Source organism: Empedobacter sp. UBA5036 (assembly GCF_002415215.1).
Lineage (GTDB): Bacteria > Bacteroidota > Bacteroidia > Flavobacteriales > Weeksellaceae > Empedobacter > Empedobacter falsenii_B.
In genome coordinates this window covers 1-14,027 of the sequence record NZ_DICC01000064.1, presented here as the reverse complement: position 1 = coordinate 14,027, position 14,027 = coordinate 1, and the positions used below count along the sequence as shown (strand labels likewise).

The window sequence follows — 14,027 nt, the reverse complement described above, 5'->3', positions numbered from 1 at the left end:
CGTTACCTGCAACCCTTTCCAAACACTACGCAACAAGAAAGCGACCTCGAAAAGTCGCTAAAAAAAATTATTTATCTAACATCACTTTATAAGTTGGGTCTTCAATGATATTTACTTCGATAACACTTTCTGCATTTTTCAATAATTGTCGACAGTCTTCGCTTAGATGCTTCAAATGTACTTTTTTATTTTGCTTAGCATAACGATGTGTCAAAACGTTCAACGCTTCTATTGCTGACATATCTACCACTTTACTTTCCTTAAAATCAATAATTATTTCTTCGGGGTCACCAATTACATCAAATTTTTCTGTAAAAGCTGTAGTTGAACCAAAGAAAAGTGGACCAAATATTTCGTAATGCTTTACTCCTTTATCGTCAATGTATTTTCTGGCACGTATTCTTTTAGCACTTTCCCAAGCAAAAACTAATGCTGAAATAATAACTCCTATTAAAACTGCCAATGCGAGATTGTGTAGCAACACAGTAACTAAAGCAACTAACATACCTACAAAAATGTCGTGTCGTGGCATTTTATTAATAATACGGATACTTGCCCATTCAAACGTACCTATCGCTACCATAATCATAAGTCCAGTAAGTGCAGCCATCGGAACTTTTTCAATTAAACTACTACCAAACATTATAAATACTAAAAGAGCCACAGATGCAATAATTCCAGATAATCTCGCTCTTGCTCCACTGGATACATTAATTAAGCTTTGTCCAAGCATTGCACAACCGCCCATTCCTGAAAAGAAACCCGATAAAATATTAGCCGTTCCTTGTGCCACTGCTTCTCTATTGCTATGTCCTCTTGTTTCAGTAATTTCATCAATAATATTCAAGGTCAATAAACTTTCAATCAAACCAACCCCTGCAACAATAGCCGCATACGGAAAAATGATTTGAAGTGTTTCTAAATTAAAAGGAATTTGAGGAATATGAAACGGCGGAAATCCACCTTTTATAGAAGCAATATCGCCAACAGTTTTGGTATCCAATTTTAAAAAATAAACCAACCCAAAAACCACTAAAATAGCAGTAAGGGAAGCGGGAACAGCTTTTGTAATTTTAGGCAATCCCCAAATAATAAGCATTGTTAAACCCACCAAAGCCAAGAGAATATACATATTTGAACCTGTGAGCCAATTGCCCGAAACATCTTTGAATTGGTCTAACTGCGACATAAAAATAATGATGGCTAAACCATTCACAAAACCAAAAATAACAGGATGCGGAACCAAACGGATAAGTTTTCCTAACTTTAAAAATCCTGCTAACATTTGAATAATTCCTGCCAAAATAACGGTGGCAAAAACGTATTCCACACCGTGCGTTTTTGCTAAAACAACTATGACTACTGCTATTGCACCAGTTGCACCCGAAATCATTCCGGGACGACCGCCTAAAATGGACGTAACCAAGCCCATCATAAAAGCGGCATAAAGACCCACAAGCGGAGAAAGTCCTGCAATTAAGGCAAACGCAACTGCTTCTGGAACTAAAGCCAAAGCAACGGTAATACCTGATAAAATTTCGGTTTTGTAATCTACTTTTTGTTTGAAATCAAACAAATTGATAATTTTCTGCATAAGATATTTGTATTGTAAAAATTTATAAAATGTAATTTGCACCGAAAATCAGCATTTCGGGTACACGAAAGAAACCAATAAAAGGAATTGGGAAAAAACAGCAATTAACCAACCATTAAGGCGGAGTAACTTGAGAAGATATTTGCGTTGTTTTTTTCATTGAGGTTGCAAAATTAACATTTTATGACAACTTGACAAAACAAAACTTGACAAAACCTAATAAAAAATTAGGGCAGCAGGTAACAAGGTATTGCCAAAAGCGGGGCTGAAGGAATTATATTGAACATTTTTGCTATATTTGAACTTTGGTATTTCTATTGAAGTTTGGTGCTAAAACTCCCCGCCTTCGGCAATACCCAAACCGTTGTGCGTCACCCTAAAAACCCACCGCACATTTAGCACATTTGGTTTTTCCGACACTCAAAGCCAACGCTAAAAAACCAAAAGAGCTAAATCACCCACCGCTGACAAAGAAGAATTGTTAAAAACTATAATTAAGTATTTGCTTAAATAAGAAAACTATTTGTATCTTTGCTGCGTTATTAAATCCTAAACAAGGAAATTATGGAAAACAATCAATCGTGTATCCGTGTGTTTGCCGACAAGGTTCAAATAGACAATTGTAGAGAAATACTTCAAACCAACGACAAGGCATTCAGTCAACTGAGTGGACTTTTAGCATTGGCAGGAAACGAAGTAAGGTTAAAAATCTTATTTCTCTTAGAAGAAGAAAACGAACTTTGTCCTTGCGACCTTTCAGACATTCTCGGAATGAGCATTCCTGCCGTTTCGCAACACCTCAGAAAACTAAAAGACGGAAATGTCATTGAAGGAAGAAGAGAAGGGCAAACCATCTTCTATTCTTTGAAACAAGAGCAACTGACTTTACTTCGTCCATTTTTTAAACACATCATAAACAATTCAAAAAAGGAAACAGTATGAACAAGAAAAACAACAGACTTGTCGGAGCGGGAGTGCTTTCGGCAGTAGCAGCATCACTTTGCTGCATTACACCTGTATTGGCTCTTATTTCAGGAGCGTCAGGAGTGGCATCTACATTTTCGTGGATGGAACCAGCAAGACCTTATCTAATCGGTATCACTGTTTTGGTGTTGGGTTTTGCTTGGTATCAGAAACTTAAACCACGAACAGCCGAAGAAATTCAATGTGATTGCGAAGAAGACGAAAAGAAACCCTTTATGCAGACCAAAACATTCTTGGGAATTGTAACCGTATTTGCAGCCTTGATGCTCGCTTTTCCGAACTACGCACACATTTTCTATCCTTCAAACGACAACAAGGAAGTTGTAATCGTCAATGCTTCTGACATTCAAACGATAACTTTTGATGTAAAAGGAATGACTTGCAATGGTTGTGCTTCACACGTAGAAAATGACGTTAACAAATTACCAGGCATTGTTAAGATAGATGCGATTTATGAAGAAGCGACTGCCAAAGTAGAATTTGACCAAACTAAAGTGAGTGTTGCTCAAATTGAAGAAGCCATCAACGGTACAGGTTACAAAGTGGTTGGCAAGAAATAGTATTTTTTTGCCTCTCGTATTTAAGAATTTAATTAAACAATTATACAATGAAAAAAAAAATAATTCTATTGAGTGCTTTATTCCTAATTGGAATTGCTCAGGTCAATGCTCAATGTTGCAAACCGACTGACAGTAAAGCACAAACAGCAAATACAAACCAACAAGAAGGTAAAACCCTGAAATTGAAAATCACGGGGATGACTTGTGCAGGTTGTTCTAACCATATTTCAAATGCCCTGAAAGAAGTGGACGGCATAATTGAACACAAAGTGGAATATCCGGGCGATTTGGCAACCATCCAATACGACCCGAAGAAAACAAATCCTGATGCTATCATCAAGGTTATTGAGCAGACAGGCTATAAAGCCGAAATCTTTAAAGAAAATTCTAAATAATATGAAAACTGTAAAATTAATTTTAGGCATTGTTACTATCGGGATGATAGTAGCTAGTTGTAATAAAGAAGTACAGGAACCGGAAGTAAAACCAACAAATTCTTCAACTCCCGGTACTAATTCTTCCACCCCAACAGGTACTTCGACCATTTCTTACACAGATTTGAGTGCGGAACAAAGCACCATTGCGATTGGGGCAACCACAAAAGTAACAGCTACAGCAACAGGAGATGGTCTTTCTTATATCTGGAGTGCATCAGATGGCGATATTATAGGAAGTAAAGCATGTTTGCAGTAAAACCCCAAATAGAAAACTTATGAAAAATCAACGAAAATATATTGACGGTCAATTAAACGACATTCTTTTTTCTGAATTTAAGATAAAGAATAGCGATTTTATTTTACGAATATTTCAAGAATTGATGCAAGGCAGTTCTATATCTAAAAACAGATTTTATAAACTAATAAAAGTGTCCAAAGATAAAGCGGACGCTATTTTGAATAAACTGGGCGAAACCGATGTACAAGGAAATATTATTGCATTTTCTGGTCTATCTACAGTTCCTACCGAACATCAGTTTATTGTAAATGGTAAGATGCTATACACTTGGTGTGTTGTAGATGCTATTCTGTTTACTGAATGGTTAGATGTGGAAGCTAATGTTCGTTCTACTGATCCTATTGATGGTTCACCTATTGAGTTACAAATAAATGGTGGTCAATTGCTTTGGACAAAGCCATATCCTTTATTTATTTCTTGGGTAGAATCTGTTGACACTTGTAATATTAGAGGCTCGTTTTGCAACCATGTTTCATTTTATAGCAGTGAAAGAACAGCAAAACAATGGTTAAAAAATAATCCTGATGGAAAAATATTGACGCTTGAGGATTTCTTTGAGCCTAAAAACATAGGAATGAAATGTTGTTAAGTATAGTCCTAAATAAATTAAAAAAATAAGATGAAAGAAGAAAAAATAAAATTGGAAATTGCAGGTATGACCTGCGACCATTGTGCCACAGGAATAAAAAAAATGCTTTCACAAAATGAGGGTGTTAAAGAAGCCAATGTGAGCTACCCAAAAGCTACTTGTGAATGTTCTTTTGACCCTACCAAAACAAGTAAAGAAGAAATCATCAATACCATTAACGGCACAAAAAACTATCGTGTAAAAAGTGAAATTTCTGAAAATGGAAATAGTAGGAATAATCAATTTGATTTAATCATTATCGGTGGCGGTTCGGCTGCATTTTCGGCAGCTATAAAAGCCGAAAGTTTAGGTTTAACGACCTTAATGGTAAACGGTGGTTTGGACTTTGGCGGTACTTGTGTCAACGTGGGTTGTGTGCCTTCTAAAAATCTTATTCGTGCAGGCGAGTCGGCTTATCACGCTACACATTCCAACTTTGAAGGCATCCGACCAAAAGGCGTTGATATTGATTTTGCTCAAATCATCAAAGACAAGAAAAAATTAGTAGCCACACTTCAAGAGAAAAAATATATGGATGTGGTAAGCGATTTTGAAAACCTGACTATGCTAAAAGGTTGGGCAAAATTCAAAGACAACAAAACCATTTTGGTTGACGGTAAGGAATACAAAGCCCTCAAATTTTTAATTGCTGCGGGAGCTACGACCAACATTCCGACTATTGAAGGATTGGACAAAATTGACTACTTGACCAACGTTTCCCTTTTCGACTTGGAAGAAAAACCCGAAAGCTTGACCATTATGGGAGCAGGTTACATAGGTTTGGAAATTGCAATGGCGTACAATCGTTTAGGCGTTAAAGTCCGAATCATTGAATTTACCGACCGTGTTCTACGGACACAAACCCCAGACATCAGTGAAGCATTGGAAACCCAAATGCGAAAAGAAGGCATTGAAATCTTACCTAATTTCAGAGCCGTGAAATTCGAGAAACAAGCGAATGAAACCATCATTCACTGTAAATGTCCTGACGGTTCATTTACGCAAATTATAGAAAAAGGTAAGGTAGTAATTGCCACAGGCACAAAAGCCAATACAAGCCAATTAGGGTTAGATAACATTGGTTTGGAACTCACCAAAAGCGGACATATCGCTGTGAATGAAAAAATGGAAACCAATCTACCTAACATTTACGCAGCAGGTGACGTAACCAACACCCCTGCATTTGTTTATACAGCCGCTTTTGAAGGTAAAATTGCCGTTGAAAATGCGTTCTCAGGAACAGATAATAAAGCCGATTATTCTTCTTTACCTTGGGTGGTGTTTACTGACCCACAAATTGCAGGGGCAGGTTTAGATGAAGCACAGGCAGAATCAAAAGGCATTCCGTTTGAAGTGTCAAAATTGGAACTGAAAGACGTGCCGAGAGCCATAGCAGCAAATGACACAAGGGGATTTATTAAGCTCATTCGTAACACAGAAACGGACATACTGATAGGTGCAAGAGTAGTCGCACCCGAAGGTGGAGAACTCATCCAACAATTAAGTATGGCAATCAAATACGGAATAACCGTGAAAGATTTAGCAGACAGTTTCTACCCTTATCTTACTTTGGGAGAAGGAATCAAATTAGCGGCCATAACTTTCGGAAAAGATGTATCGAAATTGAGTTGTTGCGCCAGTTAATCCGCCCCAAAGGCACACACTCTTGCAAGTCGCACCAGCCAACGCTTGACCAAAACTTGCAAGAGAGAGTGCCTTCCCTACCCCAAAAAATCCTACCTTTGAAAATTGACTAAACCGACTGAAAATAAAGGGCGAACGCACAACATTGTGTATAAGCAATAGCGGGTGAAGTGGTAAAATCAAGGTCTGTGCTTTTAATAAGCTTTGTGCTAAACTGAAAGGTTTGTACTTTCAAATCCGCTACTGCTCATACACGAAACCGTTATCTGTAATTGCAAAACCAACATCACGTAATGAAATCTGGTAGTTTAATTTTATTATTCCTGACAATATTTTTGCTCTTCTCTTGTGCAAGTCAAAATTTAAGCTACAAAGAAAAACAGATTTCCAAATTTTCTCAATTAGGATATAAAATATTACTTGAAAATAAACCAATAAATATCAAATACTATTTTTTAACTAAAAAAAATGTAAAAAAAGTTGTAAAAAATAATCAAAACAAAACAATAACAATAGAATTGAGTTCAGATACTAAATTATTGAAAGGAAAAGAATTCTTGCAAGAAATACAGCAAAATTTTAGAAATAATCGTGACTATGAACTTATTGTAATAAATGGAATTCCTTACGAAAAAAATCAAATTGATTCGATAAATTTCGATTTAAAATCATTAGATCAAGTAACTATCTTAAAACAAGAAAGCGCTAATAAAATATCACACCGTATATTTAATTCTGACATTTTAGTGTTGAAAACTAAATGAAAAATTGCAACTACAGATAACATCGGTAACTGTTGCACAACTCCAATTTACAGTAAAAAACAGAATATATGACCTCGTTTAAGCCTTTTTAAGCGAGGTTTATTTTTTGGAAATATATTAAATTGTAAAATTATAGGGGTTTAAAAACGCACTTTTTAAGTCGTGAAGGAGTACTTTTGTAAAAAGCTGTATTTCCCTTGTTTTAGGGAAACAACTTGGGCTAAAACACTCGGGATTTTGAAAATAAAGCGCAGGTATTTCTTCAAGTTGTAAGATAAACTTGACATCAAAACGTGTTTATTGGCTTGTGCCATTCCTCTGCTGTTGATTCGTTTTAGGTTAAAGAAGTTAATCAACGTTCCTAAAACTGGTTCTACTGTAGAACTTCGACGTTTAACTAACCTGCGGTGATACGCTTTATTTTGGGTGAGTTTTTCATGCATTTTATCGTACAAAGGCTTGTGAATGCTATCTTCCAACTTTTTAAACTTGGTTACTTTTCCACAACAACTTTCTCGTAAAGGACATTGTCCACAATCTTTTTGCGAACTTCTATAGCTTTTTTTTTCGTAGCCTTTGCTGTCTGTTAAAGTTCGTTTGAAAGGCAGAAAAGCTTTATTTCCTCCTTTTTGAATACATTCGTTGTGGATACGTCACATCCTCGTAGACTAAATTAGTAAAAAACTAATATAGCTTTATGATGATTAAAAAGACAAAAGAAATAGCAGCTTATTTAACTTATAGTAAAAAACTACAAGTTCTAAAATATGCCAAAGAATATGGAAATAACTCTATAGCATATAAATTTTTTGGCGTGAAAAAGAGTACATTTTATAAATGGAAAAAGGCGTATGATGAACATGGATAAGAAGGTTTACTTAGAAAAAAACCAACTCCTCGTACATTTCCCAATCAAATCAAGCAAGAAATTGTAAATAAAGTATTAGAACTTCGAAAAGAACATAAATTAGGGACTTGGCGAATTAAATGGTATTTAGAACGTTATCATGATATTTTAATATCAGAATCAAGTGTTTATCGTATTCTAAAGCGTAATAATGTTGCTAGATTAGACAGAAAGGCAACTAGAAGAGCTATGCATAGTATTCGATATGAAAAAGAAACACCAGGTCATCATGTGCAGGTTGATGTTAAATTTCTGATTTTTCATGATGAAAATGGTCAAAAAATCAAGCGATTTCAATATACAGCAATTGATGATGCTACACGAATTAGAGCGCTTAAAATCTATGAAAAGCACAATCAATTAAGATCAATTGATTTCATAAATTATGTTGTAGATAAATTTCCTTTCAGAATTAATACAATTCAAACAGATAACGGACATGAATTTCAATCAAAATTTCATTGGCATGTTCAAGATTTAGGAATGAGACACCGATTTATAAAAGTAGGAACGCCTCAGTTAAATGGGAAAGTTGAACGATCTCATTTAACTGATAAAAAAGAGTTTTATCAACTTTTAAGCTATACTGATGATGTCGATCTAAATCAAAACTTAGAACAATGGGAGAATTTTTATAATTTCAATAGACCACATGGATCATTTAAAGGAAAAACTCCTTATGAAATACTAAAATCAAAACTAAAATAATTATATTTAAAGTCTACGAAGTCATGAAGTACGACACTCATAGTATTGAGATTTGAGATGTTAGTTATTAGACTTTTGTTATTGTATGTTCTTTTTTTATTCATTGGTTTATTGTTTTATGAATAATGTATTCATGAATCCTTTGGATTTAGCTTGATACAAAAACATTTGAGATGTTTGCTATTATTATGTTCATTTTATTAATTACTTTTTTCTTGATAAAAAAGTAATCAAAAAATCAAGGCTTCAATTCTCGCCGGTCAATCATCATTTCGTTTCACTAAAATGTTTAAATCACTCCCGATGGTCGGTAAACATTTTTGCGCTTCTCTCAATGGATTGACACTCGTCTGTAAATTGTTATGCCATTTTGATTTAGATGCCGATACTCTATTTTTTTTGAGTTTGTTATCGAATGATTTGTTCTTTGTTTTCATTTTGTCTTGTAATCAGAAAACACTTGAGATATTAGACTTTGTTTTTATATGTTATTTTTTATTCATGGCTTTATTATTTTAAGAATATTGTATTCATGAATCTTATGGATTTGTCTTGACACAAAAACGAATCAAAAAAGTCAAGGCTGTAAAACGATTAACCTAAAAATGAATATTGATTCGGGAATAAATTAAATCGCTCCTTTCAGTCGGTAATTTATTCTTATCCTTCTCAATATTCATTTTCTTAACGGTATCGTTTTAGAAGCCGAATTTATTTTTCTTCCAATGTTTTATTCTCTTTCTGTACTTGATCGTATGCTAATTCTTTGACTGCAAGACGTACGAACCATTTTTAGAGATTCTCATAAAACCGTGTTTCTTTAATGCTTTACCCAATTGGATGACGGTTGAATTGTTGATGTTGATATTCCCAAAATAAGCTAACCTTGTAGCTATTTGCGTAGTGTTAAGAAAAGCTGTTGCTGTTTCTTTATCAGCTTTTTCGAACCAGGTTAATAGCAATTCTTCTTCTGGGGATTTGATTTGGTATTGCTCGTTGTTTTGGTTGATGTTTTTAATTTCTTCGTTGTTAAACCAATACCTGAATCCTTCATCAATGAGATACAAAGCTTGTTTGTAACAGTTATCGAGGTTTACGTTGTGTAAAGCAACTTGTGTAAATTCTTTGAATTGTACAGTTTCTTTTATCAAATAGGCCATAGTACATTAAGTTTTAGTCATTAAACATTTTTTAAGGTAATTTAATGTAAATTAAAACCTTACAATGGAAAAACGTGTCGCTTTATGGATGATTTACTTTCTTATTCGATGTATTGCTCTATTCTTTATAATATATCCTTTTCAGCCACAAACTTGCTTTTACTAAAAGTATTAACACCGGAACTTCGACCAACGGACCAATAACTCCTACAAAAGCTTGTGGAGAGTGAATACCGAATATTGCAATGGAAACTGCAATAGCTAATTCGAAATTATTACCTGTAGCTGTAAATGAAATAGATGCATTTTTATCATAAGGAACCTTCATTGCTTTATTGATAAAAAAACTGATGAAGAACATCAGTGCAAAATATACAACTAATGGGATTGCTACTTTGATAACGTCTAAAGGTAATTCAAGTATTTTATCTCCTTTTAAACTAAACATTACCACAATGGTAAATAACAAAGCATAAAGTGTTATGGGAGAAATTTTGGGTACGAATACACGATTATACCATTCTATACCATTCTTTTTAATTAAAGTGAATCTCGTGATAAAACCTATTAAAAATGGAATACCTAAATAGATCATTACACTTTGTGTAACTTCTATCATTGAAACCGAAACATTAAAATTAGCTAAGCCTAATTTGCTTGGTAATATGTTGATGAATAACCAAACTAAAAAGCTATAACTCAAAACTTGGAAAATACTATTTAATGCGACTAACATTGCTGTGTATTCTCTATTAGCCTTCGCTAAATCGCTCCAAACGATCACCATTGCAATACATCGAGCTAAACCAATTAGTATTAATCCAGACATATAATCCGGTTCGTCATGAAGAAATAGAACTGCCAAACCAAACATTAAAACTGTACCGACTACCCAATTTAGGATTATAGATATTCCGATTACTTTTTTATTTTTAAATACCTGTGGTAACAGAGTATAATCTACTTTGGCTAATGGCGGAAACATCATTATTATCAATCCTAAAGCTAAAGGTATATTGGTTGTACCCACGCTCATCCGCTCTATTAAAACAGAAAAATTTGGAAATATATAACCAATAGTCACTCCTAAAACCATTGCGATAAAAATCCATAAGGTTAGGTATGTATCTAAAAATTTTAATTTGGGTTGCATTAATTAAATTTTATTTGAGAAAAGACATACATCATTTCGGTTGCTATTTCGATACTTCGTTGTTGGTAAACTTCTGTTTGATTGGTAGTACCATCCGATATTTTAGGATCTTCGTAAGTTATTGGGATTCGCTTTTCTGCACCTGCAATGAAAGGACAACCATCATCTGCTTGGGAGCAAGTAAGAATAGCTACAAAGTTTGAAATTGGATTGTATGCATCATCATACTTCTTAGAAAATCCTATAATTGGTAAACAATTTTCATCAAATTTTATGGCATAAATAGGATTTTTATTATCTGCAATTTTTAGGATTTGAAAGCCTTGATTTTCTAATGTTTCTGCTACTTTAGGAAACAATGCTGTTTCTTCTGTACCACCTGAATAACAATTGATATTTTGGATATTATAATAAGCAGCAGCGAATTGTGCCCATACTTGTGCTAAATGACTTCTGCGTGAATTGTGTGTACAAATGAAGTTGAGATTTATAATTTGGTTATTATTTACCTTATCTTGAATATAAGCAACCAAAGGTTGCAAAATAGTTTTCCTTTGGTTGTCTATAAAATTGAAATTTAGTATTTCTGTTACTATTGTTTTTAATGAACTATTCATTATCTGCATCAAAAGATTAACAACAACCAGAATTTGGCGTACAGCAAGAAGATTTTTCTTCTTTTACTCTAAATTTATTTTCTGTTGCTACAGGAATACCACAAGCATCTTCGGCTAAACAAGCTGTTTTTTTATTTTTTAAAATGAAATGTTTTCCATTAAACTCTAAATCATATTTACCAATTGTAGTCGATTGATATTCAACTTCAATTTCTGCATCTTCAATCCCTAATTTGTTTTCGGATAAGCGAATGATATTTAATAATTTACCTGGTTTTAACCGATGTTCGTAATCATCTGCATTCCACAGTTGAAAGTTTACTATTTTTTCATTTCTAATCACTCCACCACAATCAATAAATTTCTTTGTGATTTCTCCCACTTCTGTTACGTGGAAATGTTCTGGTACGAAAGTACCATCCTCTAATTGAAATTCAACATGCTCTAATGTTGGTAAGATTTCTTTAATTCTTGAAAGTTTCATATTCTTATATTATTATTTATTAATCGTAATATTACGATGTTTTATTTCAAAAAAAACGCCTTAACAGCATTTCTCTATTTTGACATTTTGATTGAAAAAGTTAGAAAACTCATTTTGAATTGCTGACCAAACCTTTTCATCAATACAATAACAAACCGATTTTCCTTCGATGGAACCTTGAATAATTCCGATACTTTTCAATTCTTTTAAATGTTGAGAAATAGTAGCTTGTGCTAAACCTAATTCATCTACCAAATCCGTACAGATACACGCTTTCTGTTTGATAATATGCTGAATAATAGCCACACGAGCAGGATGTCCTAATACTTTGAATAAATTAGCTAGTTTATTTTGCTCGTCAGTGAAGATTTCCGATTTAGTTATTCCCATTATTGATTTATTATCATTGCAATATTACGATATGTTTTATAAATACTAAAATTATTTAATATTAATTATTCAATATACTGTTCTACTGTTTTATCTAATTCCTCGTTTACGATTTTGGCATAAAAAAAAATTCTGTTATGTTTTACAACCTAACAGAATTCTATCTTATTTATATCTTAAAATGGATTATTTAATCGTAATGGAAACGGCACTTTGCAATTAATATCTGATTATCTTCGTACTTGTAAATTAAACGATGTTCTTCGTCTATTCTACGTGACCAGAAACCTGAATATTTATGTTTTAATGGTTCTGGTTTCCCAATACCAGTAAAAGGAGTACGTGAAATATCTTTCAATAAATCATTGATGCGTTTTACTTTTTTATTATCGGTTTTTTGCCAAAATAAATAATCTTCCCAAGACTCATCTACGAAAATATATTTCATCTATTCCTCGATTAATTCTCTTTCAAAAGATTGATTACTTTTTAATTTTTCAATGGCAGCATCTAATCTTGACTCATTGATACGAGAAGATAATTCATGATTTGTAGCCATTAATGAATTGTACTCTTCTAAAGACATTACAACAATACCAGAATCTTTCCCTCTGTTGATGATTAAGGTTTCAAAATTCTTTGAAACTCTATCTAAATAAGATTTAATATCTTTTCTGAAATCTGAAACACTTGCTATTAACATAATCTTGTATTTTATTATGTACAAATATATGTACAATATTTTGATTTGCAAAATCTATTTTTATACATTATTCTAAAATAAATATCTATTATTCAATAAATTGCTCTACAGCTTTATCCAATTCTTCGTTTACAATTTTAGCGTAGATTTGAGTTGTTCCGATATCGGAGTGATCTAAAAGTTTAGAAACATACTCAATACGCATACCGTTAGCTAAGGCTTGTGTTGCAAATGTATGTCGGCTTAAATGAAATGATATCGAGAACGGAAATTCTAATTCTTTACCGATTCTACGCAATTTCTGACCACATAATACATTTTTGCTACCAATTACTTTTAGTTGGTATTCGTTGGATTGTTCGAAGAAATTAGCTTCTGAAATGATTGGAAATACAAAATCATCTGGTTCGGAAGTTTCTTTTTTGTATTTGTTTAATATCTCTAAAGCAGATTGACCTACTTTGAATTGATGTGAACGTTTTGTTTTACGAATGTTTAATCTGATACGTTGTTCGTTTTCATCGTAGTTTTTCCATTGTAAGGTAACGACATAACTAAAACGTAATCCTCCGGCATAACAACTAAAAATAAACATATCTCTGAAGTAGGTATCTGTTTGACCAAATGAACTCTTGTGGTTTTTTAGCTGCTCGATTTGTTCTTTGTTTAAAAACAGTCTTGTACTCTTGTCTTTTTTGATTCGTACACTTGCAAATGGGTAAGTATTTAAACTGATGACTTCTTCACGAATGGCATCTTTAAACATTATGGCTAAAATTGAACATTTGTATTAAAACTAACATTAGTAATTTATGAACAAATTGAAATAACTGTAAGAAAGCTTTTTTACCAAAAAGGACGCAAGTTTAACAAATTGTGGAATGCCAAGGTAGTTTTTCGTTTAAATCATGACATAAAAATAAACGAATATCCAAACAGTTATTGCAATAGCGAATCAATGCTCTGTTGTTATTAATATTAACCCGTAGTGCATTT

At 33.2% G+C, this 14,027-nt stretch carries 18 protein-coding genes and 2 pseudogenes; 9 read left to right on the top strand and 11 right to left on the bottom strand.

Annotation, left to right across the window (positions count from 1 at the left end; all coding sequences use genetic code 11):
- Window positions 1-67 precede the first annotated feature (67 nt).
- Window positions 68-1,594, bottom strand: a complete 1,527-nt coding sequence (locus B4J88_RS12265) for a SulP family inorganic anion transporter (protein ID WP_115000917.1) — start codon at window positions 1,592-1,594, stop codon at window positions 68-70.
- 564 nt (window positions 1,595-2,158) lie between these two features.
- Between B4J88_RS12265 and B4J88_RS12260 the strand changes: the two genes are divergently transcribed.
- From B4J88_RS12260 to B4J88_RS12230, 7 genes are all read left to right on the top strand, one after another.
- Entirely contained in the window at window positions 2,159-2,536 is a 378-nt protein-coding gene (locus tag B4J88_RS12260) for an ArsR/SmtB family transcription factor (protein WP_027375684.1), read from the top strand.
- On the top strand, window positions 2,533-3,138 hold the full coding sequence (gene merTP, locus B4J88_RS12255) for a mercuric transport protein MerTP (RefSeq protein WP_291067751.1): 606 nt from the start codon (window positions 2,533-2,535) through the stop codon (window positions 3,136-3,138). The genes B4J88_RS12260 and merTP overlap by 4 nt, the downstream gene beginning before the upstream one ends.
- 47 nt (window positions 3,139-3,185) lie before the next feature.
- Entirely contained in the window at window positions 3,186-3,533 is a 348-nt protein-coding gene (locus B4J88_RS12250) for a heavy-metal-associated domain-containing protein (protein WP_291067750.1), read from the top strand.
- Window position 3,534: 1 nt separating this feature from the next.
- Window positions 3,535-3,831: a hypothetical protein gene (locus B4J88_RS12245; protein WP_002978236.1), complete on the top strand. Its 297-nt coding sequence runs from the start codon at window positions 3,535-3,537 to the stop codon at window positions 3,829-3,831.
- 19 nt (window positions 3,832-3,850) lie between these two features.
- The gene (merB, locus tag B4J88_RS12240; protein ID WP_291067749.1) at window positions 3,851-4,462 is read left to right on the top strand and encodes an organomercurial lyase; all 612 of its coding nucleotides are present in this window, start codon (window positions 3,851-3,853) and stop codon (window positions 4,460-4,462) included.
- 30 nt (window positions 4,463-4,492) lie between these two features.
- Window positions 4,493-6,145, top strand: coding sequence for a mercury(II) reductase (merA, locus tag B4J88_RS12235; RefSeq protein WP_291067748.1), 1,653 nt, complete (start codon window positions 4,493-4,495; stop codon window positions 6,143-6,145).
- A gap of 293 nt (window positions 6,146-6,438) precedes the next feature.
- On the top strand, window positions 6,439-6,909 hold the full coding sequence (locus B4J88_RS12230) for a hypothetical protein (RefSeq protein WP_291065036.1): 471 nt from the start codon (window positions 6,439-6,441) through the stop codon (window positions 6,907-6,909).
- Window positions 6,910-7,064: 155 nt separating this feature from the next.
- Here B4J88_RS12230 and B4J88_RS12225 read toward each other — a convergent pair.
- Window positions 7,065-7,550, bottom strand: a pseudogene (locus B4J88_RS12225) (transposase); the annotation flags it as partial.
- Between the two features lie 56 nt (window positions 7,551-7,606).
- Here B4J88_RS12225 and B4J88_RS12220 point away from each other — a divergent pair.
- Window positions 7,607-7,777, top strand: coding sequence for a helix-turn-helix domain-containing protein (locus B4J88_RS12220; protein ID WP_260392412.1), 171 nt, complete (start codon window positions 7,607-7,609; stop codon window positions 7,775-7,777).
- A gap of 123 nt (window positions 7,778-7,900) precedes the next feature.
- A pseudogene (locus B4J88_RS12215) lies at window positions 7,901-8,524 on the top strand (integrase core domain-containing protein); the annotation flags it as partial.
- A 260-nt stretch (window positions 8,525-8,784) separates the two neighbouring features.
- Here the strand turns inward: B4J88_RS12215 and B4J88_RS12210 are convergent.
- From B4J88_RS12210 to B4J88_RS12170, 9 genes are all read right to left on the bottom strand, one after another.
- Window positions 8,785-8,961: a hypothetical protein gene (locus tag B4J88_RS12210; protein WP_291067747.1), complete on the bottom strand. Its 177-nt coding sequence runs from the start codon at window positions 8,959-8,961 to the stop codon at window positions 8,785-8,787.
- 321 nt (window positions 8,962-9,282) lie between these two features.
- A complete protein-coding gene (locus B4J88_RS12205; RefSeq protein WP_221408226.1) occupies window positions 9,283-9,684 on the bottom strand; it encodes a hypothetical protein in 402 nt (133 codons plus the stop codon).
- Window positions 9,685-9,802: 118 nt separating this feature from the next.
- On the bottom strand, window positions 9,803-10,837 hold the full coding sequence (arsB, locus tag B4J88_RS12200) for an ACR3 family arsenite efflux transporter (protein WP_291067746.1): 1,035 nt from the start codon (window positions 10,835-10,837) through the stop codon (window positions 9,803-9,805).
- A complete protein-coding gene (locus tag B4J88_RS12195) occupies window positions 10,837-11,454 on the bottom strand; it encodes a low molecular weight phosphatase family protein (protein ID WP_291067745.1) in 618 nt (205 codons plus the stop codon). Before B4J88_RS12195 ends, arsB begins: the two co-directional genes overlap by 1 nt.
- A 16-nt stretch (window positions 11,455-11,470) precedes the next feature.
- Window positions 11,471-11,938 (bottom strand): DUF6428 family protein, encoded by a 468-nt coding sequence (locus B4J88_RS12190; protein ID WP_291067744.1) that lies wholly within the window; start codon window positions 11,936-11,938, stop codon window positions 11,471-11,473.
- 60 nt (window positions 11,939-11,998) lie between these two features.
- On the bottom strand, window positions 11,999-12,328 hold the full coding sequence (locus B4J88_RS12185; protein ID WP_291067743.1) for an ArsR/SmtB family transcription factor: 330 nt from the start codon (window positions 12,326-12,328) through the stop codon (window positions 11,999-12,001).
- 190 nt (window positions 12,329-12,518) lie between these two features.
- Window positions 12,519-12,776, bottom strand: a complete 258-nt coding sequence (locus B4J88_RS12180; protein WP_219035457.1) for a Txe/YoeB family addiction module toxin — start codon at window positions 12,774-12,776, stop codon at window positions 12,519-12,521.
- Entirely contained in the window at window positions 12,777-13,031 is a 255-nt protein-coding gene (locus tag B4J88_RS12175) for a type II toxin-antitoxin system Phd/YefM family antitoxin (protein WP_219035458.1), read from the bottom strand.
- An 88-nt stretch (window positions 13,032-13,119) separates the two neighbouring features.
- Complete coding sequence (locus B4J88_RS12170; protein WP_291053622.1) at window positions 13,120-13,797, bottom strand: tyrosine-type recombinase/integrase; 678 nt, start codon at window positions 13,795-13,797, stop codon at window positions 13,120-13,122.
- Window positions 13,798-14,027: the final 230 nt, after the last annotated feature.

Bases quoted from the DNA above. Each gene is read 5' to 3' on its own strand.
- B4J88_RS12265 (WP_115000917.1), bottom strand. From the start codon at position 1,594: ATGCAGAAAATTATCAATTTGTTTGATTTCAAACAAAAAGTAGATTAC.
- B4J88_RS12260 (WP_027375684.1), top strand. From the start codon at position 2,159: ATGGAAAACAATCAATCGTGTATCCGTGTGTTTGCCGACAAGGTTCAA.
- merTP (WP_291067751.1), top strand. From the start codon at position 2,533: ATGAACAAGAAAAACAACAGACTTGTCGGAGCGGGAGTGCTTTCGGCA.
- B4J88_RS12250 (WP_291067750.1), top strand. From the start codon at position 3,186: ATGAAAAAAAAAATAATTCTATTGAGTGCTTTATTCCTAATTGGAATT.
- B4J88_RS12245 (WP_002978236.1), top strand. From the start codon at position 3,535: ATGAAAACTGTAAAATTAATTTTAGGCATTGTTACTATCGGGATGATA.
- merB (WP_291067749.1), top strand. From the start codon at position 3,851: ATGAAAAATCAACGAAAATATATTGACGGTCAATTAAACGACATTCTT.
- merA (WP_291067748.1), top strand. From the start codon at position 4,493: ATGAAAGAAGAAAAAATAAAATTGGAAATTGCAGGTATGACCTGCGAC.
- B4J88_RS12230 (WP_291065036.1), top strand. From the start codon at position 6,439: ATGAAATCTGGTAGTTTAATTTTATTATTCCTGACAATATTTTTGCTC.
- B4J88_RS12220 (WP_260392412.1), top strand. From the start codon at position 7,607: ATGATGATTAAAAAGACAAAAGAAATAGCAGCTTATTTAACTTATAGT.
- B4J88_RS12210 (WP_291067747.1), bottom strand. From the start codon at position 8,961: ATGAAAACAAAGAACAAATCATTCGATAACAAACTCAAAAAAAATAGA.
- B4J88_RS12205 (WP_221408226.1), bottom strand. From the start codon at position 9,684: ATGGCCTATTTGATAAAAGAAACTGTACAATTCAAAGAATTTACACAA.
- arsB (WP_291067746.1), bottom strand. From the start codon at position 10,837: ATGCAACCCAAATTAAAATTTTTAGATACATACCTAACCTTATGGATT.
- B4J88_RS12195 (WP_291067745.1), bottom strand. From the start codon at position 11,454: ATGAATAGTTCATTAAAAACAATAGTAACAGAAATACTAAATTTCAAT.
- B4J88_RS12190 (WP_291067744.1), bottom strand. From the start codon at position 11,938: ATGAAACTTTCAAGAATTAAAGAAATCTTACCAACATTAGAGCATGTT.
- B4J88_RS12185 (WP_291067743.1), bottom strand. From the start codon at position 12,328: ATGGGAATAACTAAATCGGAAATCTTCACTGACGAGCAAAATAAACTA.
- B4J88_RS12180 (WP_219035457.1), bottom strand. From the start codon at position 12,776: ATGAAATATATTTTCGTAGATGAGTCTTGGGAAGATTATTTATTTTGG.
- B4J88_RS12175 (WP_219035458.1), bottom strand. From the start codon at position 13,031: ATGTTAATAGCAAGTGTTTCAGATTTCAGAAAAGATATTAAATCTTAT.
- B4J88_RS12170 (WP_291053622.1), bottom strand. From the start codon at position 13,797: ATGTTTAAAGATGCCATTCGTGAAGAAGTCATCAGTTTAAATACTTAC.